General features: G+C 67.5%; 27 protein-coding genes. 5 read left to right on the plus strand and 22 right to left on the minus strand.

Annotated elements, in window-relative coordinates; genetic code table 11:
* Window positions 1-3 precede the first annotated feature (3 nt).
* From ccmI to ccmA, 9 genes are all read right to left on the minus strand, one after another.
* Window positions 4-1227, minus strand: coding sequence for a c-type cytochrome biogenesis protein CcmI (ccmI, locus tag AT700_RS17795; protein WP_003083145.1), 1224 nt, complete (start codon window positions 1225-1227; stop codon window positions 4-6).
* A complete protein-coding gene (gene ccmH / locus AT700_RS17800) occupies window positions 1224-1691 on the minus strand; it encodes a cytochrome c maturation protein CcmH (RefSeq protein WP_003087150.1) in 468 nt (155 codons plus the stop codon). Before ccmH ends, ccmI begins: the two co-directional genes overlap by 4 nt.
* A complete protein-coding gene (gene dsbE / locus AT700_RS17805; protein ID WP_003083138.1) occupies window positions 1688-2230 on the minus strand; it encodes a thiol:disulfide interchange protein DsbE in 543 nt (180 codons plus the stop codon). Before dsbE ends, ccmH begins: the two co-directional genes overlap by 4 nt.
* Before the next feature lie 3 nt (window positions 2231-2233).
* On the minus strand, window positions 2234-4207 hold the full coding sequence (locus tag AT700_RS17810; RefSeq protein WP_003107324.1) for a heme lyase CcmF/NrfE family subunit: 1974 nt from the start codon (window positions 4205-4207) through the stop codon (window positions 2234-2236).
* Entirely contained in the window at window positions 4208-4696 is a 489-nt protein-coding gene (ccmE, locus tag AT700_RS17815; protein ID WP_003117796.1) for a cytochrome c maturation protein CcmE, read from the minus strand.
* Window positions 4693-4869 (minus strand): heme exporter protein CcmD, encoded by a 177-nt coding sequence (gene ccmD / locus AT700_RS17820; RefSeq protein WP_003083136.1) that lies wholly within the window; start codon window positions 4867-4869, stop codon window positions 4693-4695. The genes ccmE and ccmD overlap by 4 nt, the downstream gene beginning before the upstream one ends.
* On the minus strand, window positions 4866-5624 hold the full coding sequence (locus AT700_RS17825; protein ID WP_003083135.1) for a heme ABC transporter permease: 759 nt from the start codon (window positions 5622-5624) through the stop codon (window positions 4866-4868). The genes ccmD and AT700_RS17825 overlap by 4 nt, the downstream gene beginning before the upstream one ends.
* A 122-nt stretch (window positions 5625-5746) precedes the next feature.
* Window positions 5747-6418, minus strand: a complete 672-nt coding sequence (ccmB, locus tag AT700_RS17830; protein WP_003083130.1) for a heme exporter protein CcmB — start codon at window positions 6416-6418, stop codon at window positions 5747-5749.
* A complete protein-coding gene (gene ccmA / locus AT700_RS17835; protein ID WP_034073338.1) occupies window positions 6415-7116 on the minus strand; it encodes a cytochrome c biogenesis heme-transporting ATPase CcmA in 702 nt (233 codons plus the stop codon). Before ccmA ends, ccmB begins: the two co-directional genes overlap by 4 nt.
* 285 nt (window positions 7117-7401) lie before the next feature.
* Here ccmA and AT700_RS17840 point away from each other — a divergent pair, with 285 nt between their 5' ends.
* From AT700_RS17840 to AT700_RS17855, 4 genes are all read left to right on the plus strand, one after another.
* A complete protein-coding gene (locus AT700_RS17840) occupies window positions 7402-8880 on the plus strand; it encodes a flagellar hook-length control protein FliK (RefSeq protein ID WP_078801577.1) in 1479 nt (492 codons plus the stop codon).
* On the plus strand, window positions 8877-9212 hold the full coding sequence (locus AT700_RS17845; RefSeq protein ID WP_003083121.1) for an EscU/YscU/HrcU family type III secretion system export apparatus switch protein: 336 nt from the start codon (window positions 8877-8879) through the stop codon (window positions 9210-9212). The genes AT700_RS17840 and AT700_RS17845 overlap by 4 nt, the downstream gene beginning before the upstream one ends.
* Window positions 9213-9312: 100 nt before the next feature.
* Window positions 9313-9867, plus strand: coding sequence for a GNAT family N-acetyltransferase (locus AT700_RS17850; protein WP_003083119.1), 555 nt, complete (start codon window positions 9313-9315; stop codon window positions 9865-9867).
* A gap of 107 nt (window positions 9868-9974) precedes the next feature.
* Complete coding sequence (locus AT700_RS17855) at window positions 9975-10316, plus strand: hypothetical protein (RefSeq protein WP_003117799.1); 342 nt, start codon at window positions 9975-9977, stop codon at window positions 10314-10316.
* A 65-nt stretch (window positions 10317-10381) separates the two neighbouring features.
* On the opposite strand, the gene AT700_RS17860 is transcribed toward AT700_RS17855, so the two are convergent.
* The 4 genes from AT700_RS17860 to AT700_RS17875 all read right to left on the minus strand — a co-directional run bounded on the left by AT700_RS17860 (window position 10382) and on the right by AT700_RS17875 (window position 13513).
* Window positions 10382-11119: an SDR family oxidoreductase gene (locus tag AT700_RS17860; protein WP_003087132.1), complete on the minus strand. Its 738-nt coding sequence runs from the start codon at window positions 11117-11119 to the stop codon at window positions 10382-10384.
* A gap of 133 nt (window positions 11120-11252) precedes the next feature.
* Complete coding sequence (locus AT700_RS17865; RefSeq protein ID WP_003083110.1) at window positions 11253-11975, minus strand: polyphenol oxidase family protein; 723 nt, start codon at window positions 11973-11975, stop codon at window positions 11253-11255.
* 59 nt (window positions 11976-12034) lie between these two features.
* Window positions 12035-12451, minus strand: a complete 417-nt coding sequence (locus tag AT700_RS17870) for a hypothetical protein (protein WP_048521166.1) — start codon at window positions 12449-12451, stop codon at window positions 12035-12037.
* Window positions 12452-12541: 90 nt separating this feature from the next.
* Window positions 12542-13513 (minus strand): helix-turn-helix transcriptional regulator, encoded by a 972-nt coding sequence (locus AT700_RS17875; RefSeq protein WP_003083105.1) that lies wholly within the window; start codon window positions 13511-13513, stop codon window positions 12542-12544.
* A gap of 108 nt (window positions 13514-13621) precedes the next feature.
* Here AT700_RS17875 and AT700_RS17880 point away from each other — a divergent pair, with 108 nt between their 5' ends.
* Window positions 13622-14308 (plus strand): glutathione S-transferase family protein, encoded by a 687-nt coding sequence (locus tag AT700_RS17880; RefSeq protein ID WP_003083103.1) that lies wholly within the window; start codon window positions 13622-13624, stop codon window positions 14306-14308.
* A 33-nt stretch (window positions 14309-14341) separates the two neighbouring features.
* On the opposite strand, the gene AT700_RS17885 is transcribed toward AT700_RS17880, so the two are convergent.
* From AT700_RS17885 to AT700_RS17925, 9 genes are all read right to left on the minus strand, one after another.
* A complete protein-coding gene (locus tag AT700_RS17885; RefSeq protein WP_003083101.1) occupies window positions 14342-14749 on the minus strand; it encodes a DUF2802 domain-containing protein in 408 nt (135 codons plus the stop codon).
* Between the two features lie 30 nt (window positions 14750-14779).
* Window positions 14780-15259, minus strand: a complete 480-nt coding sequence (locus AT700_RS17890; protein WP_003083098.1) for a chemotaxis protein CheW — start codon at window positions 15257-15259, stop codon at window positions 14780-14782.
* Window positions 15260-15304: 45 nt separating this feature from the next.
* A complete protein-coding gene (locus tag AT700_RS17895; RefSeq protein WP_048521167.1) occupies window positions 15305-16189 on the minus strand; it encodes a CheW domain-containing protein in 885 nt (294 codons plus the stop codon).
* 91 nt (window positions 16190-16280) lie between these two features.
* Window positions 16281-17069, minus strand: coding sequence for a ParA family protein (locus AT700_RS17900; RefSeq protein WP_003083092.1), 789 nt, complete (start codon window positions 17067-17069; stop codon window positions 16281-16283).
* Between the two features lie 93 nt (window positions 17070-17162).
* Entirely contained in the window at window positions 17163-18053 is an 891-nt protein-coding gene (motD, locus tag AT700_RS17905) for a flagellar motor protein MotD (protein ID WP_003083090.1), read from the minus strand.
* Between the two features lie 12 nt (window positions 18054-18065).
* Window positions 18066-18806 carry a flagellar motor protein gene (locus tag AT700_RS17910; RefSeq protein WP_003083089.1) on the minus strand — a complete coding sequence of 247 codons (741 nt, stop codon included), beginning with the start codon at window positions 18804-18806 and terminating at the stop codon, window positions 18066-18068.
* Window positions 18807-18894: 88 nt separating this feature from the next.
* Window positions 18895-20001, minus strand: coding sequence for a protein-glutamate methylesterase/protein-glutamine glutaminase (locus tag AT700_RS17915; protein WP_003087115.1), 1107 nt, complete (start codon window positions 19999-20001; stop codon window positions 18895-18897).
* A 53-nt stretch (window positions 20002-20054) separates the two neighbouring features.
* Window positions 20055-22316, minus strand: a complete 2262-nt coding sequence (locus AT700_RS17920) for a chemotaxis protein CheA (RefSeq protein WP_048521168.1) — start codon at window positions 22314-22316, stop codon at window positions 20055-20057.
* Between the two features lie 200 nt (window positions 22317-22516).
* Window positions 22517-23305 (minus strand): protein phosphatase CheZ, encoded by a 789-nt coding sequence (locus AT700_RS17925; RefSeq protein ID WP_003083075.1) that lies wholly within the window; start codon window positions 23303-23305, stop codon window positions 22517-22519.
* Window positions 23306-23313 lie beyond the last annotated feature (8 nt).

The raw sequence follows: 23313 nt of genomic DNA on the forward strand, positions 1-23313 counted from the left end.
TCGTTATGGCCGGGCCGCCTGGGGCTGGTCCGGGCCGTCGATGGTCAGCGCTTGCGCCGACGACTGGGCAGTAGACAACGGTTTGCCGCGTCCGATCCACTCGCCGGAGATGGCGTTGCCGGCGCGGGATACCCGTGCCACCAGCTCGACCTGCGGGAAACCGCTGAGCTTGAGCTGCGGCATCATGGCGTCGGCATCGCTCAGGCTGACCTCGGCCGGCAGGTCGGCGACGGTCAGGCGCTTCACTGCCAACGGCATCGGCGGGCCGCCGACGGCGCGGGCGAAGACGAACACGCTGTCGTCGGCCTTGACCTGGCCCTTCACCGCGTCGCTGATATCCACCTTCACCGTCAGGGTCACCCCGGCGGCAGCGGGCGCGGCCGGCGCCGGCGGAGTCTGCCCGGCCTCGGTCATGCGCTCGCGGGCGCGCTGGATGCCGCCCTGGATCGCCGAGCGTGCCGGGTCCTCGTTCGGCAACACCGACACCAGGCGCTCCCAGAAGCCGATGGCGTCGGCGTAGCGCTGCTCTTCGAAGGCGGCGATGCCGAGCAGGCCAAGGGTGGTCACTTCGGCCGGGTCGCCCTTCAGCGCCTCGTCGGCCAGGGCCTTGATCTGCGCGGTCATTTTCTTGCCACCGGAGAAATACAGTGCCTGCGCCCACTGGCCGAGCACTTCCGGCTGCCGCCCGCTGAGTTCGGCGGCGCGTTCGAAGGCCCGCGCCGCATCGGCGCCGCGTTCCTGGGTCATGTAGGTGCGACCGAGGAAGTACCAGCCCTGGGCGGAATCCGGCTGGGCCTGTACCGCGCGCTCCAGGCGCGCAGTCATCTCTTCCATGGAGTGCGGCGCCTGGGCGAATTCGCGGGCCAGCTCGACCTTGTCGCTGGCGCCCCAATGCAGGTACAGGCCGAGCGCGACCAACGGCACCAGCAGCGCCGCGACCAGCGGGACCGCCCGGCCCAGGCGCGAGCTACGCTCTTCGCCGCTGCCCTCGGTGTCGGCGAGCAGTTCGCGGGCAGCCTCGGCGCGGCCATTCTCCAGTTGCTCGGCGGTCAGCGTGCCGGCGGCCTGCTGGCCGGCCAGCTCGGCGATCCGCTCCTGATAAAGCGCGACGTTCAGGGCGGTACGGTCTTCCTCGGCCTGGGCGCGACGGCCACGCAGCAGCGGAATCAGCAGGAATGCCAGGGCCGCCAGCAGCAGCAGGCCGGCAGCGAGCCAGAAATCGATCATTTGTCGTTCTTCAACAGGTTGGCGAGGCGCGCTTGCTCCTCGGCGGACAGGGTGGTTTGCACCTTGGCAGCGGTGCGCCGGCGGCGCAGGACGATCACGCCGATCACCAGCACGCCGAACAGCAGCAAGGCGCCCGGACCGAACCAGAGCAGCCAGGTACGCTCGTTGACCGGCGGCTTGTAGCGAACGAAATCACCGTAGCGGGCAACCATGTAGTCGACGATCTCGCCGTCGCTCTTGCCCTGCTGCAACTGGCCGTAGATCTGCTTGCGCAGGTCGGCGGCGATCGGTGCGTTGGAGTCGGCGATGTCCTGGTTCTGGCACTTCGGGCAGCGCAGTTCCTGGGTCAGGTTGCGGAAGCGTTCGCGCTCGGCGTCGCTGGCGAACTCGTAGGTGTCGATGGCGGCCCGGGCCACGCCGCAGAGGGCGAGACCGAGCAGCGCGGTGACGAGGAAACGCTTCATCGGGCCTCCGGCTCGTCCAGCAGTTGCTGGTACAGCGGCGCCAGTTGCTCGCGCCAGACTTTCTGGTCGACCACCCCGACGATCTTGTGGCGGATGATGCCCTGTTTGTCGATCAGGTAGGTTTCCGGCGCACCGTACACGCCCAGGTCCAGGCCCAGGGTGCCGTCGGCGTCGCTGATGCTCAGCAGGTAGGGATTGTGCAGCTCGTTCAGCCACTTGATGGCGGCGGCGTTGTCGTCCTTGTAGTTGATCCCGTAGATCACCACGCCCTGCTCGGCCAGTCGGGTCAGTTCCGGGTGCTCGACCCGGCACGACGGGCACCAGGTGCCCCAGACGTTGACCAGCGCCGGCTTGCCCTTGAGGTCGGCCTCGGTCAGGCGCCGGGCCGGGTCCTGCACGCTGGGCAGGTCGAAGGCCGGGAACGGCTTGCCGATCAGCGCCGAGGGCAGCTCGCTGGGGTCCAGCCAGAGGCCGCGGAAGAGGAACACCGCGACGATCAGGAAGATCCCCAGCGGCAGCAGCAGAATCGCTCGTTTCAAGACTCAGGCTCCCTGACCGGCGAGGCCCAGGGCCTCGCGCACACGTGTTTTCACCTTCACCCGGTAGCGCCGGTCGAGCGCCGCCAGGGCGCCGCCGAGGCCCATCAGCAGGCCACCGAACCAGATCCAGCGGACGAACGGCTTGACGTGCACGCGCACCGCCCAGGCACCGTTCTCCAGCGGCTCGCCGAGCGCCACGTAGAGGTCGCGGGTAAAGCCGGCATCGATCCCTGCCTCGGTCATCATCGAACTCTGCACGGTGTACAGGCGCTTCTCCGGATGCAGGGTGGCGATCTCCTTGCCGTCGCGGCTGACGTGGATGCTGCCCTTGTCCGAGGTGTAGTTCGGCCCTTCGTGGTGCTTCGCGCCGTCGAAGAGGAAGTGGTAGCCGCCCAGTTCGACGGTGTCGCCGGGCGACATGCGCAGGTCACGCTGGGCGCTGTACTGGCTGCTGAGGACGATGCCGATGGCGCACACGGCGATGCCCAGGTGCGCCAGTTGCATGCCCCAGTAGCTGCGGGTCAGGCTGCGGGCGCCGGCCAGCACGCCCTTGTGCCGGGTCTTGTCGAGGAAGTCGCGGAAACCGGCCAGGACCACCCAGGCGGACAGCAGGAACACCGCCAGCACCGCCCAGTTGAAATCGCCGAAGTACATCGAACCGGCCGCCGCCAGGACCGCGCTGGCCACCAGCACCGGGGTCAGCATGCCGAGCAGCCAGCGGCTCGGGGTGTCCTTCCAGCGCACCAGCACGCCGACCGCCAGGGCCGCCATCAGCGCCGCCATCAGCGGCAGGAACATGGCGTTGAAGTACGGCGGGCCGACCGACAGCTTGGCGCCGCTGAGGGCATCGAGCAGCAGCGGGTAGAGGGTCCCGAGGAGAATCATCGAGGCCGCCACCACCAACACCAGGTTGTTCAGCAGCAGCAGGGTCTCGCGCGACCACAGGGCGAAGCCGACCTGGCTCTTGACCACCGGCGCGCGCAGGGCGAACAGGGTCAGCGAGCCGCCGACCACCAGCAGCAGGAAGGCGAGGATGAACACCCCGCGCTCCGGGTCGGAGGCGAAGGCGTGCACCGAGGTGAGCACGCCGGAGCGGACCAGGAAGGTGCCCAGCAGGCTCAGGGAGAAAGCGGCGATCGCCAGCAGCACGGTCCAGCTCTTGAACACGCCGCGCTTCTCGGTCACCGCCAGCGAGTGGATCAGTGCAGTGCCGACCAGCCAGGGCATGAAGGAGGCGTTTTCCACCGGATCCCAGAACCACCAGCCCCCCCAGCCCAGCTCGTAGTAGGCCCACCAGGAGCCGAGCACGATGCCGATACCGAGGAAGGCCCAGGCTACCAGGGTCCAGGGCCGCGACCAGCGCGCCCAGGCGGCGTCCAGGCGGCCGCCGAGCAGTGCGGCGATGGCGAAGGCGAAGGCCACCGAGAATCCGACGTAACCCATGTAGAGCATCGGCGGGTGGACGATCAGGCCGACGTCCTGCAGCAGCGGGTTGAGGTCGTTGCCGTCCATCGGGGTCTGCGGCAGCAGGCGGCTGAACGGGTTGGAGGTGATGATCAGGAACAGCAGGAAGCCGGTGCTGATCATGCCCATCACCGCCAGCACGCGGGCCAGCATGACCTCCGGCAGTTGCCGGGAGAAGATCGACACGGCGAAGGTCCAGCCACCGAGGATCAGCGCCCAGAGCAGCAGCGAACCTTCGTGGGCGCCCCAGACGGCGCTGAACTTGTAGTACCAGGGCAGCGCGCTGTTGGAGTTGCCGGCCACGTAGGCCACCGAGAAGTCGTCGCGCAGGAAGGCCCAGGTCAGGCAGCCGAAGGCGAAGGCGAGGAAGGCGAACTGCCCCCAGGCCGCCGGGCGCGCCAGGCTCATCCACTGGCGGTCGCCGCGCCAGGCGCCGACCAGCGGCAGGCTCGACTGCACCAGGGCCAGGCAGAGGGCGAGGATCAGGGCCAGGTGGCCGAGTTCGGGGATCATCTACTTGCCCTCCTGGTTGTACGAGGTCTCGCCGGCGGTCTTGCCGTTCTCGTAGTGCTTCAGTTGGCCGCTGTCCTTGAGCGCCTTGGTGACTTCCGGCGGCATGTAGTTCTCGTCGTGCTTGGCCAGCACTTCATCGGCCACCAGCACGCCGTCGCCGCCCAGCTTGCCGAGGGCGACGATGCCCTGCCCCTCGCGGAACAGGTCGGGAAGGATGCCATGGTAGGCGATGGTCACTTCCTTGGCGCCGTCGGTGACCACGAAACGCACGTTCAGCGAATCCTCGCTGCGTTGCAGAGAACCCTTTTCCACCAGGCCGCCGGCGCGTATGCGGGTGTCGGTCGGCGCTTCGCCGTTGGCGATCTGGGTCGGGGTGTAGAACAGGTTGATGTTCTGTTGCAGGGCCGACAGCGCCAGGCCCACCGCGGCGCCGACACCCGCCACGATGGCGAGGACGATGATCAGACGTTTCTTGCGAACCGGATTCACTGCTGGGCCTCCCGGCGCAGACGACGCGCCTCTTCTTGCAGGTAGCGGCGCCGGGCCAGCAGCGGCTCGGCGACATTGATCGCCAGCACCAGCAGGCTGATGCCGTAGGCCGACCAGACGTAGGGGCCGTGATGGCCCATGGCGAGGAAGTCGCCGAACGATTCGAAGCTCATCGTGCCTTCTCCACCAGGGCCTTCACCTCGGCTTTCGCCCAGGCGGTGCGGGACTCGCGCTTGAGCACTTCCAGGCGCATGCGCACCAGCAGCATGGCCGCGAAGAAGCAATAGAAGCCGAGGACCATGATCAGCAACGGCAACCACATCTCCACCGGCATCGCCGGTTTCTCGGTGATGGTGAAGGTGGCCGGCTGGTGCAGGGTGTTCCACCACTCCACCGAGTATTTGATGATCGGGATGTTCACCACGCCGACGATGGCCAGTACGGCACAGGCCTTGGCCGCGCTGTCGCGGTTACTGATCGCCTGGCCGAGGGCGATGATGCCGAAATAGAGGAAAAGCAGGATCAGCATCGCCGTCAGGCGCGCATCCCAGACCCACCAGGCGCCCCAGGTCGGCTTGCCCCAGACGGCCCCGGTAAGCAGCGCGACGAAGGTCATCCAGGCGCCGATGGGAGCGGCGCACTGCACCGCCACGTCGGCGATCTTCATCTTCCAGATCAGCCCGACGGCACCGGCCACGGCCAGCATGACGTAGCAGGACTGGGCGAGGAAGGCCGCCGGCACATGGATATAGATGATGCGGAAGCTATTGCCCTGCTGGTAGTCCGGCGGCGCGAAGGCCAGCCCCCAGACGCAGCCGGTGACGATCAGCAGCGCCGCCGCCACGGCGAACCAGGGCAGCCAGCGGCCGCTGATCTCGTAGAACCACTTGGGCGACCCAAGCTTGTGAAACCATGTCCAATTCATCATCAGGCTCTGTTTACAGGGCTCTTTGGAAATACCGGGCAGACCTTCCGCTGCCAGCCCGGGTCAAGCGTGGGCGGCACAGCCGCCCGGTACCGCACGCCCGCCGATGCCTTCGGCGGGCGGACTCACTCGCCTACGCTGATCTTCAGGCCGGCAGCGATGGCGAATGGCGTGAGTGTCAATGCTAGCGCCGTCAGGCTCGCCAGCCACAATAAATGTCCGCTGCTGGGCAGTCCCTGCAGCGAAGCCTGCAGCGCCCCGCTACCGAGAATCAGCACCGGGATGTACAGCGGCAGGATCAGCAGCGCCAGCAACAGGCCGCCGCGCTTGAGGCCCACGGTCAAGGCCGCGCCGACGGCGCCGAGCAGGCTCAGCACCGGCGTACCGAGCAACAGGGAAAGCAGCAGCACCGGTATGCAACGGGCCGGCAGGCCCAGCATCAGCGCGAACAGCGGCGACATCAGGACCAGGGCCAGCCCGGAAAACAGCCAGTGTGCCAGCACCTTGGCCAGCACCAGAAGAGCCAGGGGGTGCGGCGAAAGGACCCACTGCTCCAGAGAACCGTCCTCGAAATCGCTGCGGAACAGCCCTTCCAGCGAGAGCAGCACGGCCAATAGCGCCGCCACCCAGACCAGGCCGGGCGACAAGGTTTGTAGCAATTGGCTCTCCGGCCCGACCGCCAGGGGGAACAGGGCGATGACGATGGCGAAGAACACCAGCGGATTGGCCAGCTCCGCCGGTCGGCGGAACAGCAGGCGCGCCTCGCGCGCCAGGAGCAGGCTGAAGACGTTGCTCATGCCGGGTCGCCCATCGCCGGCTCGACCGTCGCGCCGCTGGCCGCCTTGAGCGCACCGAGGTCCAGCTCGCGGTAGCCGGCGGGCATCTGCTGCAGGCTGTGGTGGGTGGTCAGCACCACCATCCCGCCGCGCTGGCAATGCCCGGCCAGGTGCGTTTCCAGTTGCGCCACCCCCTGTTTGTCGAGGGCGGTGAAGGGTTCATCGAGGATCCACAAGGGCGGTGCGTCCAGGTACAGGCGGGCCAGCGCCACGCGGCGTTGCTGGCCGGCGGAAAGGGTGTGGCAGGGAACGTCCTCGAAGCCACGCAGGCCGACGTCGGCCAGGGCCTGCCAGATCGCCTCGCGGCTGGCCGGCTGGTGCAGCGCGCAGAGCCAGGTGAGGTTCTCCTCGGCGCTGAGCAGGCCCTTGATTCCCGCGGCGTGGCCGATCCACAGCAGGCTGCGGGCCAGTTCGCCGCGCTGTTCGGCGAGCGGCCGGCCGTTCAGGCGGACTTCCCCGGCGGTCGGCTGCATCAGTCCGGACAGCAGGCGCAGCAGGCTGGTCTTGCCGCTGCCGTTGGGACCCACCACCTGCAACATCTCACCGGCGGCCAGGCGCAGGTCGAGGCGCTCGAACAGCATGCGCCAGTCGCGCTCGCAGGCGAGCCCGACGGTTTCCAGCAAGGGGCTGGCTGTGGGGACTTCAGCAGGATCGGACATCGAACAACATCGCCAAGCGTCTCTCCTCGTCGCGGCGCCGGAGGCCTTCACGGAACAGACCCTAAAGTCGGGATAAACACGGCCGCTATACTGGTGACGACGCGGCCAGCCTGTTTGACAGGCGCGGCATTATACACGCCCTTCCCCAGCCTCCGCAGGGTCGTTTAAGACAGGTTGTTACCCATGCCAGCCGAGATAGGCGCTTCCCCGCCACTACCCCCGGTTTCCGCCCCACGCCCGCTGCCGCCGGCGCAATCGCAGGGCAACGCCCAGGCCGACGCCGAGATGACCCTGAAGCTGGTGCAGACCCTGGCCGGCCTGCTGGGCGAAGGCGAGTCGGGCAAGGCCGAGGTGCTGGCGGTCAAGGAAGGCCTGGCGAACAATTTCCAGGTCCTGCTCAAGCTGACCCTGGCGAACAGCGGGCAGAGCCTGGTGGAAGTGCAGAGCAATCGGCCGCTGGTGCCGGGCAACCTGCTCAACGTCAGCGCCACCAGCAACACCAGCGTGGTTGCAACCCTGCTCGACAGCATGGCCGGCGCTGGCCCGCTGAGCAGCCTCGACCTGGAGCAACTGCCGCCCGGCACCCTGCTCCAGGGCAAGGTCCTGTCCAGCACCGCGCTGCCGGCGGACAAGGCCCAGCAGGTGGTCTACCGGGTCCTGCTGAACCTGCTCAACACGCCGCTCGCCGGCAGCAAGCTGAGCCTCGACTCGCCCCAGGCGCTGCCGGTCGGCAGCCTGCTCACGGCGCTGGTGAAAAACAGCCAGCAGATCGACTTCCTGCCGCTCAGCGGACGCCTCGACCAGCTTGCGCTGGGCCAGCAACTGGCCGGGCAGAGCGCCCGCCAGGCTTCCCTGGAAGGCCTGTTCGCCGCCCTGCAGGGGCTGAACGGCCGCAACGACCTGCCGGACAGCCTGCGCCAGGCCGTGGAGCGCCTCTTCGCCGGCCTGCCGGAGGCGCAGAAGATGGGCGATTCCAAGCTGCTCGGCCAGGCCCTGCAGCAGAGCGGCCTGTTCCTCGAGGCGCGCCTGATGCAGGGCGCCACCGATCATCTCGGCCAGGACCTGAAGGCCAACCTGTTGCGCCTGTTCGCCCAGCTGTCGCCGCTGCCGCCGACCGGCGCCCAGGCGCCGGGCATGTTCGCCGGCAACACGGCGAACCTGGCCCAGGCGCTGCCGGCCTTTGTCCGCAACGCCCTGGGCAACCTGGGACAGAGCGCCAACAAGACCCAGGCACTGAACTTTCCCCTGCCGAGCAAGGTTCTCCAACTGTTCGACGAGGACATGGAACTGGAGTCACTGCTGCGCCTTGCCGCCGCGGCGATCTCCCGCCTGCAGACCCATCAGTTGTCGAGCCTGGCGCAGACCAGCACCCTGCCGGATGGCACCCAACTGGCGACCTGGCAGATGGAGGTGCCCATGCGCCATCAGCACTCGGTGGTACCGTTGCAGGTGAAGTTCCAGGAAGAACAGCGCAAGACCGGCGAAGAGGCCCGCGAAAGCCTCTGGCGCGTCGAACTGGCCTTCGACCTGGAGCCGCTGGGACCGCTGCACGCCCAGGCGACCCTGCTACGCGGCAGCCTGTCCAGCCAGCTTTGGGCCGAGCGAGACGCGACCGCGCGGCTGGTCGAGCATGAACTCGGCCACCTGCGCCAACGCCTGCGCGACGCCGGCCTGACCGTTGGCGAGATCACCTGCCAACGCGGCCACCCGCCCCAGGGCCCGCGAGCGACCATCGAACAACGCTGGGTAGACGAAACCGCATGAACAGAAAGCAGTCACCCGCCCCGCGCCAGGCCATCGCCCTGAGCTACGACGGCCAGGCCGCGCCGACCCTTTCCGCCAAGGGCGACGCCGAACTGGCCGAGGCGATCCTGGCCATCGCCCGCGACTACGAGGTACCGATCTACGAGAACGCCGAGCTGGTCCGCCTGCTCGCCCGCCTGGAACTCGGCGACGCCATTCCGGAAGCGCTGTATCGCACCATCGCCGAGATCATCGCCTTCGCCTGGCACCTGAAAGGCAAGTGTCCCGAGGGATTCGCGCCGGACGCCGCGGATGGCAACCAGATGCTGCTACTCGGCGGTCCCGGCGACTGAGCCAGCCCGCACGGCGAAACATCCGCACGCACATCAGCTCCAGGACCTCGCCGCTGCGCGCTAAGCTGCGCAGCCTCCGACCTCGGCAAAGGAGCGCCCGATGAACTTCGTCTTTCCCCACCCGTTGGACACCCCGCGCCTGCGGCTACGCACTTTCCGAGAGGAAGACGCCGCGCCGCTGTTCGCCATGATGTCCGACCCGGAAGTCATGCGTTACTGGAACACACCGCCGTGGACGACCCCTGCGCAGGCCCGCGAGGCGATCCTGCGGGACAGCCAGGCGCTCGTCGACGGCGAATACCTGAACCTGGCCATCGAGCGTCGAGAAGACGGCCAATTGCTCGGCAGTTGTATCCTCTTCCATTTCGAGAAAGGCTCGCGCCGCGCCGAACTCGGCTACTGCCTGGCACGTGCAGCCCAGGGCCGGGGTTACATGGGCGAGGCGCTGCGCAGGCTGCTGGCGTTCGCTTTCGATGAAATCGACCTGAACCGCCTGGAGGCGGAGATCGATCCGCGCAACCGGCCTTCGGCCGCCAGCCTGGAGCGCCTGGGCTTCCGCCAGGAGGGCCTGCTCGCACAACGCTGGATCGTTTCCGGAGAAGTCTCCGACTCGGCGCTCTACGGATTGCTCGCCGAGCACTGGCGCAACCGCTGAAGGAGGAACCACCGGCAGGGCCCGCCATCCGTCGCTTTCCACAGAACCTGTCGTTCGCGCAACGGTCTTTAGACGGCACACCACATGCCTGCGGAGGCATCCCTCAAATGAAAAAACATACCCTGTTCGCCGTAGCTGCTCTCGGCCTGCTGTTCGCGGGCAGCACCCTGCTGCCTGGCGAGCTTTCTCCTGTCGGCTCCGCCTATGCCAAGGGCGGAAATGGCGGCGGCAACGGTGGCGGTCATGGCGGCGGCAAGGGCGGCAGCCATGGCGGCAACCTCGGCGGCCACTCCAGCAAAGGCCATGGTTCAGCCACCTCCGGCATCGCCAGCTCCCGCGACAGCCGCGGGCTGTCGCAGGCCAGCGCGATCTCCGCCACCACCCCCGGCGATCACAACAGCAAGGGCTTGAGCAACGCCATCGGCTCTTCGACCAAGAACGACCGCTGACCGCCAGTGGCGACCACGAAAAAGCCGGCCTTCGCGCCGGCTTTTTCGTGCCCCGCCCACACGGCTCAGGCGAAACCGCCGTTGACCCGCAGCACCTGGGAATTGACCCAGGCCCCGTCCGGCCCGGCAAGGAAGGATACCGCCGCGGCGATCTCGTCCGGTTCGCCGAGACGCTCCAGCGGCGCCAGCCTGGCGATCTGGTCGATCTGTTCGGCGCTCTTGCCGTTGAAGAACAGCTCGGTGGCCACCGGGCCGGGCGCCACCGCGTTGACCCTGATGTCCTGGCCGCGCAACTCGTTGGCCAGCACGTGCACCAGCCCCTCGACCCCGGACTTGGACGCGATGTACGGACCGTAGCTGGGCAGCGCCCGGGCGATCACGCTGGTGGACAGGGCGATGATCCGTCCGCCGCGCTCGACATGCCGGGCAGCCAGGCCAAGCACGATGAAGGCGCCGCGCAGGTTGGTGCGGATCACCCGGTCGAAGCCCTCCAGGTCGCCATCGGCGATCTTCAGGTAGGGCATCGTGCCGGCGCTGTTGACCACCACGTCGATGCGGCCGAAGGCGCCCCTGGTGGCTTCGAACAGCTTGTCCATGTCCTCCGCGCTGGCCACGTCGCCCTGCACGGCGATGGCCGCGCCGCCGGCGGCGACGATTTCGGCCACGACCTCGTCGGCCATGGCCTGGTTGCCGGCATAGTTGACCGCGACCGCGAAACCGTCGGCGGCCAACCGCCGGGCAATGGCGCGACCGATGCCGCGGGAGGCGCCGGTGACGATGGCGGCTTGGGTGATGTCAGGCATGCTGGGACTCTCCTGGAATGAGCGTGGCGACAGCCACGCATCGACAGGGAAAGTCTAGAAGCCGGCTATTGGCGGATAAACAGCAGACAACCGTCATGACTATCCAGGATTTCCGGACAATACCGATACGCGGTCACGGCTTGCGCGCGATCCAGGCGTACTGCTGACGCTTCTCCTCGCCCAGGCGCTGGCGTCGGCGATGACTGGCGAACGCATCGCCGGAACAGTAGGTGCAGACGGCGCTGGCTTCGATCTGCGCCGGCCCGACGCCGGCGGCCTGGAACAACTGGCGACAGAAGGCTACCAGGTCCAGCCAGGCGCCCTGCTCCGCCTGCCTTGGCTCGGGCGGAGCGAACCGGGGTGGCCGCTCGGGGAGCGGACGACGCTGGCTCCAGGGCGGCACCGCGCCCTCCCAGAGGCGGCCGTGGCCGACCTGCAACGCCTCGATGAACCCGGCACTCACCTCGTAGCAGCAGGCTTTGATCCCGGGACCGATGGCGACCCGGATGTCCGCGCTGGCGACGCCGCGCGCATTGAAGCGCGCCACCGCCGCGCCGACGATACCGGCGACGAGCCCCTGCCAGCCGCCATGCAGGGCGGCCACCACCCGACCGTCGCGACTGCTCATGAGAATCGGCAGGCAGTCCGCGGTGACCACCGCGACCGCCAGCGGCCCTTCGCTGAAAACGCCGTCGGCGGCATGCCGTCCCGATTCCGACAACGAGCGCGCGTCGACGATCTCGGCGCCATGCACCTGCCGGCAATGGAATATCCGCTCGGAGAGTGCCTGGCCGGCTTGCTGGAAGCCATGCTCGATGCCTTCGATCGCCTTGAGGATATCGGCCTGGACGGTCATGCGCTGTCTCGCCATGGAAGGTTGGAAAACGACCTTACCTCATCTTCCCGGAAGCCGCCTCAGGCGATGCCGCGCAGGAGGTCGGGGCAGCCGCGATCACGCTTGATCAACGCGGCCAGGGCGACCTGGCCCAAAGGCCGGTCGGACACCGCGCCGATGCTCAGGCCATGGCCTCTGCTCCACTCGAACAACAGGCGCTTCTCGCGGCAATCGAGTTCACCCACCAGCAGGAAGCGCCGGATGCTGTCGCTGCGTCCCAGCATCGCCAGCGTGCCCTTGCAGCCCTGGTCCAGGCGGAATCCGTCGTAGAGGCAATAGTCGTACGGGTAACCCTGGTCCAGGGAGCGCCGCAGCTCCCGTCGGTCCAGGCACAGGCTCAGGTGGAAGTAGCCGCAGCGGTTGAACAGCGCTCCGTACCTGAGCAGACGGCCGGGGTTGGCGCACAGCACCATGGCGCGCAGGGGTATTGCAGGCATCCTTGTGGCCTCCTGGAAACGTGCGGGTTGACCAGGACCGATTCTAGAAAGCGACAGCCGCGCAATTAATAGGACTTTTCCTCTAAATGCCTACCTGTGATCCGAAGCTTCCTCCTGGCCCAGGTTACGCAGGACACGCTCGGCCTGGCGCCTCAACGGCTCGCGCAACTCCAGCGGCTGCCTGACCTCGAAGTCGAACGGCAGGCCGCACAGGCGCCGGGCGAACCAGTCCAGGTCGTCGGTGCTGGCGCGCAACAGCGTACCGCCATCGACCTCGGCGAGCAGACCGAGGGGCTCGCCGAGCACCGCGACCACCTGCTCCCTCGCCGCCCGCATCAGGATTTCCACCGGGTAGGCGCGCGGCATCCGGGCGAAGCTCTCCCGCAGGTGGCGGAGGGTATCGAAATCCGCCGGTCGCTCGAAGCGCTCCGCCAGCATGCGCGGCGCGTCCAGGCGATCGAGACGGAACGAGCGCAACGCCTGGCGCAGGTGGCAGAAACCGCTGACGTACCAGCAGCCGTTGCGATAGGCCAGGCCGTAGGGATCGAGTTGGCGGAGGGTTTCGGCGCCCTGCGGGTCGCGATAGCGGAACTCGACCCGCGCACGGACCTGGGCGGCTTCGGCGAGGGTCGCCAGCGCCGCCACACTGGTTCCCGCCCGGGCGCGGGCCAGGTCCAGGCTGGCGGTCTCGCGGAGCGCCACGAGGCGCCGCCGCAGCGCAACGGGCATCACCCTGCTCAGCTTGGCCTGCGCACTTTCCAGGGCCAGCTCGCTTTCGCCCAGGCCGAGACTGCGCACCGCCAGCAGGCCGAGGGACACGGCCAGGGTTTCCTCCGCGCTGAACATCAGCGGCGGGAGCTTGAAACCGGCCACCAGGCGGTAACCGCCATGGCGTCCGCGCTCCGCCGAGATGGGTATGCCCAGCTCCTCGAGGGCGACGATATAGCGACGCAGCGTCCGTCCATCCACCTCCAGGCGCCTGGCCAGCTCGCTACCGCTGAGCTGGCCGTGGCTCTGCAGCAGTTCGAGCAGGGCGAGCACGCGCACCGTGGGCTTGGACATTTTTCGATCCACCGGAAAAATCAGGACCGAATATAGCCTATATCCCCCCTACCCTGCGTTCAGCCCGGTTGCGATGCGCAACGTGCGTTACCTGAACGGAGATGGAAAATGGAACCTGTACTGTTTTATGGCGTACCCCACGGCTGTTCCTTCGGCTCGATCGTGGCCCTCGAGTGGCTCGGCCGCCCCTATCGCCTGTGTCGGATCGAGATGCCGCTGGAGACCGGCGAGCGCACCTACGTGCGCCTGAACCCGGCTCGCCAGACGCCCACCCTGCTCCTGGAGGACGGCCGCGCGCTCAGCGAAAGCCTGGCCATTCTCCAGCACCTGGCGGCGCGCGACCTGTGCAGGAAGCTCGGTTATCCGCAGGGCAGCGCCGAGTTCGACGAACTGAACTTCGCCCTCGCCCTCCTGCATACCGAATGCCATTCGGCCTGGGGAGCCCTGTTCTATCTGGAGGACGCCGACGCAACCACGACGGCAAGGGCGCTGACGCGCGCGGCGCGAGCCTATGGCCGGATCGACAAGCTGCTCGGCGACCGCAAGTGGCTGGCCGGCGAAGGGCCGAGCGTGGCCGACGCCTACCTCGCGGGTACCGCTCGCTGGGGACGGGAGCTGGGCTACTTCGACCTGCAACACGACTTTCCGCGCCTGCATCGACACCTGGAGAAGCTGGAGCAGGACCCGGCGGTGCGCTTCGCCCATGCCATCGAGGATCGCCTGCCGGCGCAGAGCTGCGGGGAGTTCAGGGGAGAGGTGACACTGGCAGAAGTGGCGAGCCGCCTGCTCGCCTGAAAAGCGCCAGCGCCAGCGCCGGGCCGGCGACCGTCACTTGCCCTTGGCTTCGTGCAGGCGCGCCACCAGCTCGGCCTCGGCCTGCGACAGACCGCAGGCCTGGGTCAGGTCTTCGGCGCTGGCGCCGAGCCCGACCAGGCGTGCGGCCTGGCTGAACGACAGCGTGGTCGGATCGCGCTGCTCCAGGCGCGCGACCCGGTCGGGAAGCGGCGCGAGTTGCTTGCCGAGGTCCTGCAAGGCCTCGCCCATGCGCACGTTGACCTGCTGGTAGGACTCGATGCGCTTGCTCAGCTCCTTGAGCCGGCGCTCGCGCGCGGCGCCCTCCTCCGCCTGCTGCGCCAGCGCAGCTTGCAGGCGGCGCAATTCACGGCGCAGCCACAGGCACGCCGCCGCCAGGCCGAGGCAGGCGGCGAGCGCCAGTGCCAGCGCGACGACCTCCATCTCAGCAGGCCCTCGTGTCGGTAGAACGCATCAGATGCTGCCCAGCTCCGACCATTCTTCCTCGGTCATCATCTTGTCCAGCTCGACCAGGATCAGCAGCTCGCCGTTCTTGTTGCAGACACCCTGGATGAACTTGGCCGACTCTTCGTTGCCGACGTTCGGCGCGGTCTCGATTTCCGACTGCTTCAGGTAGACCACCTCGGCGACGCTGTCGACCAGGATGCCGACCACCTGCTTGTCCGCCTCGATAATGACGATCCGCGTGTTGTCGCTGACCGGCGCAGGGTCCAGGCCGAAGCGCTGGCGGGTGTCGATCACCGTGACCACGTTACCGCGCAGGTTGATGATGCCCAGCACGTAGCTCGGCGCGCCCGGCACCGGGGCGATCTCGGTGTAGCGCAGCACCTCCTGGACCTGCATCACATTGATGCCGTAGCTCTCGTTGTCCAGGCGGAAGGTGACCCACTGCAGGATCGGATCTTCGGCGCTTTGCGCGGTGGCTTTGCTCATTCCCCTAACCTCTCGAAAACCGCCGCAAGTGGCGGAAGCTGTCTATCAATGGTCGCCGTGCAGGCGCTTGACGGCGCCGCTGGCGATCAGTTCGGCGAGCGCCGCCACATCCAGCAGCGCACACATGTGTTCGATGACCGTGCCGGCCAGCCAGGGCCGCTGGCTACGCTGGCCGCGCCATTTCACCTCGGCCGGGTCGAGGCGGATCGAGCGGCTCACCTGGTGCACCGCCAGCCCCCACTCGTAGCCCTGGACCGAGATCACGTACTTGAGGCCGTCGCGATAGTCGTCGCGGTAGCGTTCGGGCATCACCCAGCGTGCGGTGTCCAGCACCTTCAGGTTGCCCGCCTGCGACGGCAGGATGCCGAGGAACCAGTCGGGCTGGCCGAACAACGGGGTCAGTTCCTGGTTCTCCAGCGGATAGATCGAGCCGAGGCACACCAGCGGCACCGCCAGGGTCAGCCCGGCGACGTCGAACAGCAGGCACTCGAAGGGCTCCGCCGCCCAGGCCGGACGACCGTCGTCGAGCAGCGGCAGGTCGAGCAGCGCCGGCTCGCTGGCGCTCGCCGGGGCGCTCGGCACGCGCAGTTCGATGACCTCGTGGGGCCGTGGCTCGACCGGCAGCTCGCGCAACGTCGTCGGTTCGTCGAGCAGGGCCGCCGGCGGAACCAGGCGCGCATCGCGGACCTGCTCCTCGAGCACCGCGGCCTCGAACTCGTCGAACCCGTGGTCGACCGGCAGCGTTTCCAGCGCCGGGGCCGGTGTCGCCACTTCGGCGACCGCCAGCGCGACAGGCTTCAACGGCGCGGGCGCAGGCGCTGGCGGCGTCTCGACGGGAGGTTCCAGGTCCTCGAAAGTGGCCTCCTGGAGCAACGCATCCAGGTAGGACTGCAAGGCCAGTTGCGAACGGGTGGCGGTGGCGGCGCTCATGTGGGTATTCCGCGACAGGGGTCTACAACGGTTATCGGCCGCACTCCGGTGCGGCTTGAATGCGCCTGTCGGCGCGGCGACCGGCGCGCCATCAGGCCACCCGGGTGGCCGGCTGCTGCGCCAGCAGATGCTTGAGCAAGGCGCGGTAGGCGATCACCCCGCGACTCTTGCCGTCGTGCTGCGACGGCGTGACCCCGGCCCGGCTGGCATCGCGCAGGCGGGTATCGATGGGAATGAACGCCTGCCACAGGTTGTCCGGGTAGTTCTCGTTGAGAATCCGCAGCGTGCTCAGCGAAGCCTGGGTCCGCCGGTCGAACAGCGTAGGTACGATGGTATAGGGCAACGCCTGTTTGCGCGACCGGTTGATCATCGCCAGGGTGTTGACCATCCGCTCCAGCCCTTTCACCGCGAGGAACTCGGTCTGCACCGGGATCACCAGGTGCTGGCTGGCGGCCAGGGCGTTGACCATCAGCACGCCGAGCAGCGGCGGGCTGTCGATGATCGCATGGTCGAAATCCTGCCAGAGCTGCGCCAGGCTCTTCGAGACCACCAGGCCGAGACCGCTCTTGCCCGGCGACTGGCGCTCCAGGGTGGCCAGCGCGGTACTCGACGGCAGCAGGGAAATGCGTTCGTTGCTGGTGCTGCGCAGCAGCGAGGCCGGCAGCCCCTCGGGGACGTTGCCCTGGTGCAGGAACAGGTCGAAGGCGCTGTGCTCGAGGGTGTCCGGGTCATAGCCGAAATAGCTGGTCATCGAGCCGTGGGGGTCCAGGTCGACCACGACCACGCGCTTGCCGGCATCCGCCAGCAGGCCGGCCAGGGCGATGGACGAGGTGGTCTTGCCGACCCCTCCTTTCTGATTGGCGACTGCCCAGACTTTCATTGCTCTACTCTTCCTGGCATGGGTCCACCCGGTTGGGGCCGCACTACTGGCCAGTTCGGCCCGGCGCCCGTACGCAAACCATGTTTCGCGCGCTCATGGCGAAGGCGACGGGGAATTGACGGTTGCCGGCGCGGGCGCCGGCGTACCGCCAGTATCTGCAGCTTGCGTGCCAGCTGCCGAGCCTGCGTGGCGGAGCGCCGAATCCGGTTGCGCCTTGCCGCTGCCGACCCCGCTGACGCTGCGCCGCACCTCCAGGTTGCGCGAGATCACCAGCACCACCCGGCGATTCTTCGCCCGCCCCTCGGCGCTGGCATTGTCCGCCACCGGCTGAAATTCACCATAGCCCACCGCAGCCATCCGCGACGGCTCGACCCCATCGTTGCCGAGCAGGCGGACGATGCTCGCCGCCCGCGCCGCCGACAGTTCCCAGTTGGTGGGATAGCGCGGGCTATGGATCGGCACGTCATCGGTGAAGCCCTCGACATGGATCGGGTTCTTGTAGGGCGCCAGGATCTTGGCGACCTTCTCGACGATATCGAAGGCGGCATCGTTGGGCAGCGCATCGCCGCTGGGAAACAGCAGGCTGGAATTGAGAGTGATCTCGATCCACAGCTCGTTGCCGCGCACGCTCAACTGGTCGGAGGCGATCAAGTCGCCGAAGGCATCGCGCACGCTGTCGGCGATCCGCTCCAGCGAGTCGGCGCTGGCCGCGTTGTCGCTGGGCTGCTCCTCGACGCTGGTGCGCTCCGGCTCGGTGGTGCGCGGCCGCTCGTCGCCGATAGGAATCGGCTTCAACGAGCGGTCGGGCTGGTTGAACACGCCGGTGAGGGTCTCCGAGAGTATCTTGTACTTGCCCTCGTTGATCGAGGAAATCGAATACATCACCACGAAGAAGGCGAACAACAGGGTGATGAAATCGGCATAGGAAACCAGCCAGCGTTCGTGGTTCTCGTGTTCCTCCTGGTGGCGACGGCGACGCTGCATGCTCGGCTCCGGTCAGTCCATGAAGCCTTGCAGCTTCAACTCGATGGAACGCGGGTTCTCGCCCTCGGCGATGGACAGCAGGCCCTCCAGGAGCATCTCGCGGTAGCGCGACTGGCGCAGCACCAGGGTTTTCAGCTTGTTGCCGATCGGCAGCAGGAGCAGGTTGGCGAAGCCGACGCCATAGATGGTGGCGACGAAGGCCACGGCGATGCCGCTGCCGAGCTGCGCCGGGTTGGCCAGGTTGCCCATCACATGGATCAGGCCCATTACCGCGCCGATGATGCCGATGGTCGGCGCATAGCCGCCCATGCTCTCGAACACCTTGGCGGCCTGCAAGTCGCGGCTTTCCTGGGTGAACAGGTCGACCTCGAGGATGCTGCGGATGACTTCCGGCTCGGCGCCGTCCACCAGCAGTTGCAGGCCCTTGCGCGCATAGGGATCGGGCTCCGCGTCGGCGATGCTCTCCAGGCCGAGCAGGCCTTCCTTGCGCGCGGTCATGCTCCAGGAGACGATCCGGTCGATTCCCCCGGAAAGATCCTCGCGCGGCGGGAAGAACACCCAGCCGAGCATGCCCAGGCCGCGCTTGAGCACGTTCACCGGGGTCTGCAACAGCGCCGCGGCCAGGGTGCCGCCGATCACGATCAGCGCCGCCGGACCGTTGAGCAGGGCCCCCGCGTGGCCGCCCTCGAGAAAGTTTCCGCCGACGATGGCGACGAACGCCAGGATGATCCCGACCAGGCTGAGCACATCCATCAGCGCGTCCCCTCGGCTCGGCGAAGGCGCGCGCAGCTCGTCACGTGGGTGGCCATCGAAGGCAGTCTCCTCATTCCTGCACGCACGCTTACTGGCACGCCTCGACCAGGTGCCGGCCGATGTCGTCGAGCCCGTACACCGCGTCCGCCAGGTTGGCCTTGACCACGGCCATCGGCATCCCGTAGATCACGCAACTGGCCTCGTCCTGCGCCCACACCTGGCTGCCGCCCTGCTTGAGCAGGCGCGCACCCTCGCGTCCGTCGGCGCCCATGCCGGTGAGGACCACCGCCAGGACCTTGTCGTTGTATGCCTTGGCCGCCGAGCCGAAGGTCACGTCGACGCAGGGCTTGTAGTTCAGGCGTTCGTCGCCGGGGAGGATGCGCACTGTGCCGCGGCCGTCGACCATCATCTGCTTGCCGCCCGGCGCCAGCAGCGCCAGGCCGGGACGCAGGATGTCGCCGTCCTCTGCTTCCTTGACGCTGATCCGGCACAGCTTGTCGAGGCGCTCGGCGAAAGCCTTGGTGAAGGCCGCCGGCATGTGCTGGATCAGCACCAGCGGCGCCGGGAAGTTGGCCGGCAACTGGGTCAGCACCCGCTGCAAGGCAACCGGACCACCGGTGGAGGTACCGATCGCGACCAGCCGGTAGGCCTTGCGCTTCGGCGCCGCCGAGGTCGACGCCGGGGCCGGCGACGCGCCGGCACTGGCACGCGCGCTCGCGCCGAGGCTGGAGGACGACGCCGGCGCATGGCTGGACGAGGTGGCCGAAGGCAGCGGCGGCAGGCTGATCGAGCGACGATTGCTACGGGCGATGGTCAGGACCTTCTCGCAAAGCAACTGGCGGACCTTGTCCGGGTTGCGCGAGATGTCCTCGAAATTCTTCGGCAGGTAATCGACCGCTCCAGCGTCCAGTGCATCCAGGGTCACCCGCGCGCCCTCGTGGGTCAGCGAGGAGAACATCAGGACCGGGGTCGGGCAACGCTGCATGATATTGCGTACCGCGGTGATGCCGTCCATCAGCGGCATCTCGTAATCCATGGTGATCACATCGGGTCTCAGGGCCAGCGCCTGCTCGATGGCCTCGCGGCCATTGGTGGCGGTGCCGACCACCTGGATCTGTCCATCGGCGGAGAGAATCTCCGAGACACGGCGGCGGAAGAACCCCGAATCGTCCACCACCAGGACTTTGACTGCCATAGCTACTCCTCAGAGGGCGACGCTCCTGCGCCGCCGGAAACCCATACGCGGCGTCAGATGCGCCGTGCGTAACGCTTGAGCATGCTCGGCACATCGAGGATCAGGGCGATGCGCCCGTCCCCGGTGATGGTGGCGCCCGCCATGCCGGGGGTGCCCTGCAACATCTTGCCGAGTGGCTTGATCACCACTTCTTCTTGTCCCACCAACTGGTCGACGACGAAACCGATGCGCTGGGTGCCGACCGACAGGATCACCACGTGTCCCTCACCCTGCTCTTCGTGGGCCGCACTCGGCACCAGCCAGCGCTTGAGATAGAACAGCGGCAAGGCCTTGTCGCGGACGATCACCACTTCCTGGCCATCCACGACATTGGTGCGCGACAGGTCAAGATGGAAGATTTCGTTGACGTTGACCAGCGGGAAGGCGAACGCCTGGCTGCCCAGCATCACCATAAGGGTAGGCATGATCGCCAAAGTCAGCGGCACCTTGATGACGATCTTCGAGCCGGACCCCTTCTGCGAAAACACGTTGACCGTGCCGTTGAGCTGGGAAATCTTGGTCTTCACCACGTCCATGCCGACACCGCGGCCGGACACGTCGGAAATCTCGGTCTTGGTCGAGAAACCCGGGGCGAAAATCAGGTTGTAGCACTCCAGGTCGGTCAGGCGGTCCGCCGCATCGCGCTCCAGCAGGCCCTTCTCCACCGCCTTGTTGCGCAGCACCTCGGCGTCCATGCCCTTGCCGTCGTCGGTGATCATCAGGAGGATGTGGTCACCCTCCTGCTCCGCTGACAGCACCACCTGGCCGACCCGCGGCTTGCCGGCGGCCTCGCGCTCCTCCGGACTCTCGATGCCGTGGTCGACGGCGTTGCGCACCAGGTGCACCAGCGGATCGGCGAGGGCCTCGACCAGGTTCTTGTCGAGGTCGGTCTCTTCGCCCACCAGCTCCAGGTTGATCTCTTTCTTCATGTTCCGCGCCAGGTCGCGAACCAGGCGCGGGAAGCGGCCGAAGACCTTCTTGATCGGCTGCATGCGGGTCTTCATCACCGACATCTGCAGGTCGCCGGTGACCACGTCGAGGTTGGCCACGGCCTTGGCCATGGCCTCGTCGCCACTGTTCAGGCCCAGGCGCACCAGGCGGTTACGCACCAGCACCAGCTCGCCGACCATGTTCATGATCTCGTCGAGACGCGCCGTATCCACCCGCACGGTGGTCTCCGCCTCGCTTGCCGCGGGCCTGTCGGGCGCCGCCGGACGCGCGGCGGCGGCCTTGGCCGGAGCGACCGGTTTCGCCGCGGGACTCTTCGCCGCGATGTTCTTGGCTACCGCCGCGGCGGCCGCCACGGCCTCGGAGGCGCCGTTGAACTTGCCCTTGCCGTGCAGTTCGTCGAGCAGCGACTCGAACTCGTCGTCGCTGATCTCATCGCCGCCCGCGGCGGCCGGCGCCTTGCCCTGCTCCGCCGGCGCAGCCGCTGGAGCCGCGGCAGCCGGTGCGGCGGGTGTGCCGGCGGCTTCCGGGACATCGCCGAACTTGCCCTTGCCGTGCAGTTCGTCGAGCAGCGCCTCGAACTCGTCGTCGCTGATATCGTCACCAGCGGCAGCCGCGGCCGGCTCGACCGCCTCGGCGGGGACTTGCGCAGGCTCGGCCGAGACCGCCGGCGGGACGAACTTGCCCTTGCCGTGCAACTGGTCGAGCAACGCCTCGAACTCGGCGTCGCTGATCTCGTCGCCAGCGGGAGCCGCGGGCGCTTCTGCAACGGCGGAGGCCGGCGCTTCGTCGCCCTGCAGAGCATCCAGCAACTGCTCGAACTCGTCGTCGGTGATATCGCTGGAGGCACTCTGCGCGGGCGCTTCCGGCGGCGCCGCAGGCTCGGCTGGCGGAACGGCCGCCGGCGGCGCTTGCACAGGTTCCGCGGGCTCGGCGCCCTCGGGCTCGGCCAGGCGGGCAAGGGCCGCCAGCAGCTCGGGCGTCGCCGAGGTCGGTTCGGACTGCTCGCGCACCTGGTCGAACATCGCGTTGACCGTATCCAGCGCCTGCAGCACCACATCCATCAGTTCGGAGCTGACGCGCCGCTCGCCCTTGCGCAGGATATCGAAGACGTTTTCCGCAATGTGGCAGCATTCCACCAGCGCGTTCAGCTGGAGGAAGCCGGCACCGCCCTTGACCGTATGGAACCCACGGAAAATGGCATTGAGCAGGTCCATATCGTCCGGCCGGCTCTCCAGCTCGACCAGTTGCTCGGACAATTGCTCGAGAATCTCGCCGGCCTCAACCAGGAAGTCCTGGAGGATTTCTTCATCGGCGTCGAAGCTCATTCGGCTGCTCCCAGAGACGTGTTACTCGAAAGGATCGGCAGGACCGCTGTCCTGCCGGAAATACCGGCCCGGCTTTCCGGACCGACTTCAGCCCGCCCGCCGGGATCACCGGCATGACGAAGGCTGTGCCAGCAGCCCGCGGATGCCAGCGTTCAATGCTTACTTAACGGCAGCGATGCCGCAGTCTTGAGCCGGGCGGGTCAGAAACCCAGGCTGGACAGCAGATCGTCCACGTCATCCTGCCCGGACACCACATCCTCTCGTTTTTCCGCGGCGACCTGCGGCCCCTCGCCCTTGGCCGAACGCTCCAGCGCGGCCTGGTGGCGCATGCTCACGTGGTCGTGCTCGATCCCGGCGTAACGGTCCACCTGGCCGGCCATCCAGACCAGCTTCACGAGGTTGCTCTCGACCTCGGTGACCAGCTTGGTGACACGCTTGATCACCTGGCCGGTCAGGTCCTGGTAATCCTGCGCCAGCAGGATGTCATTGAGCTGCGAGGACAACTGGCCGGCGTTCTCGCCGCTGCGCACGAGGAACTGTTCGATGCGCTTGGCCAGCTCGCGGAAGCCGTCAGCGTCGATTTCCCGGCGCATGAAGCGTTGCCACTCCTGGTGCAGCTCCCGCGAATCGTCGCCCAACTGGTTGACCAGCGGGGCGCTCTGCTCCACCAGGTCCATGGTCCGGTTGGCGGCCTTCTCGGTCATTTCCACTACGTAGGAAAGACGATCGGTGGCATCGGCGATCTGCGACATTTCCTGCGCGTGGGGGGAATGCGGGTCGATCTGGAAATCGACGATGGCGTTGTGCAGTTCGCGGGTCAGCTTGCCCACTTCCTGGTAGAGGCCACGGTCCCTGGCCTGGCTGAGCTCCTGGATCAATTGCACCGCCTGCTGGAAGTGCCCCCGTTCGAGACAGTCCACCAGTTCGCGCGCATGTTTTTTCAGGGTCGATTCGAATTCGTCGCCCGTGGAATCGTTACCAAGCACCATGACACCCT

Origin of the sequence: Pseudomonas aeruginosa (genome assembly GCF_001457615.1) — a bacterium.
Taxonomy (GTDB): Bacteria; Pseudomonadota; Gammaproteobacteria; order Pseudomonadales; family Pseudomonadaceae; genus Pseudomonas; species Pseudomonas aeruginosa.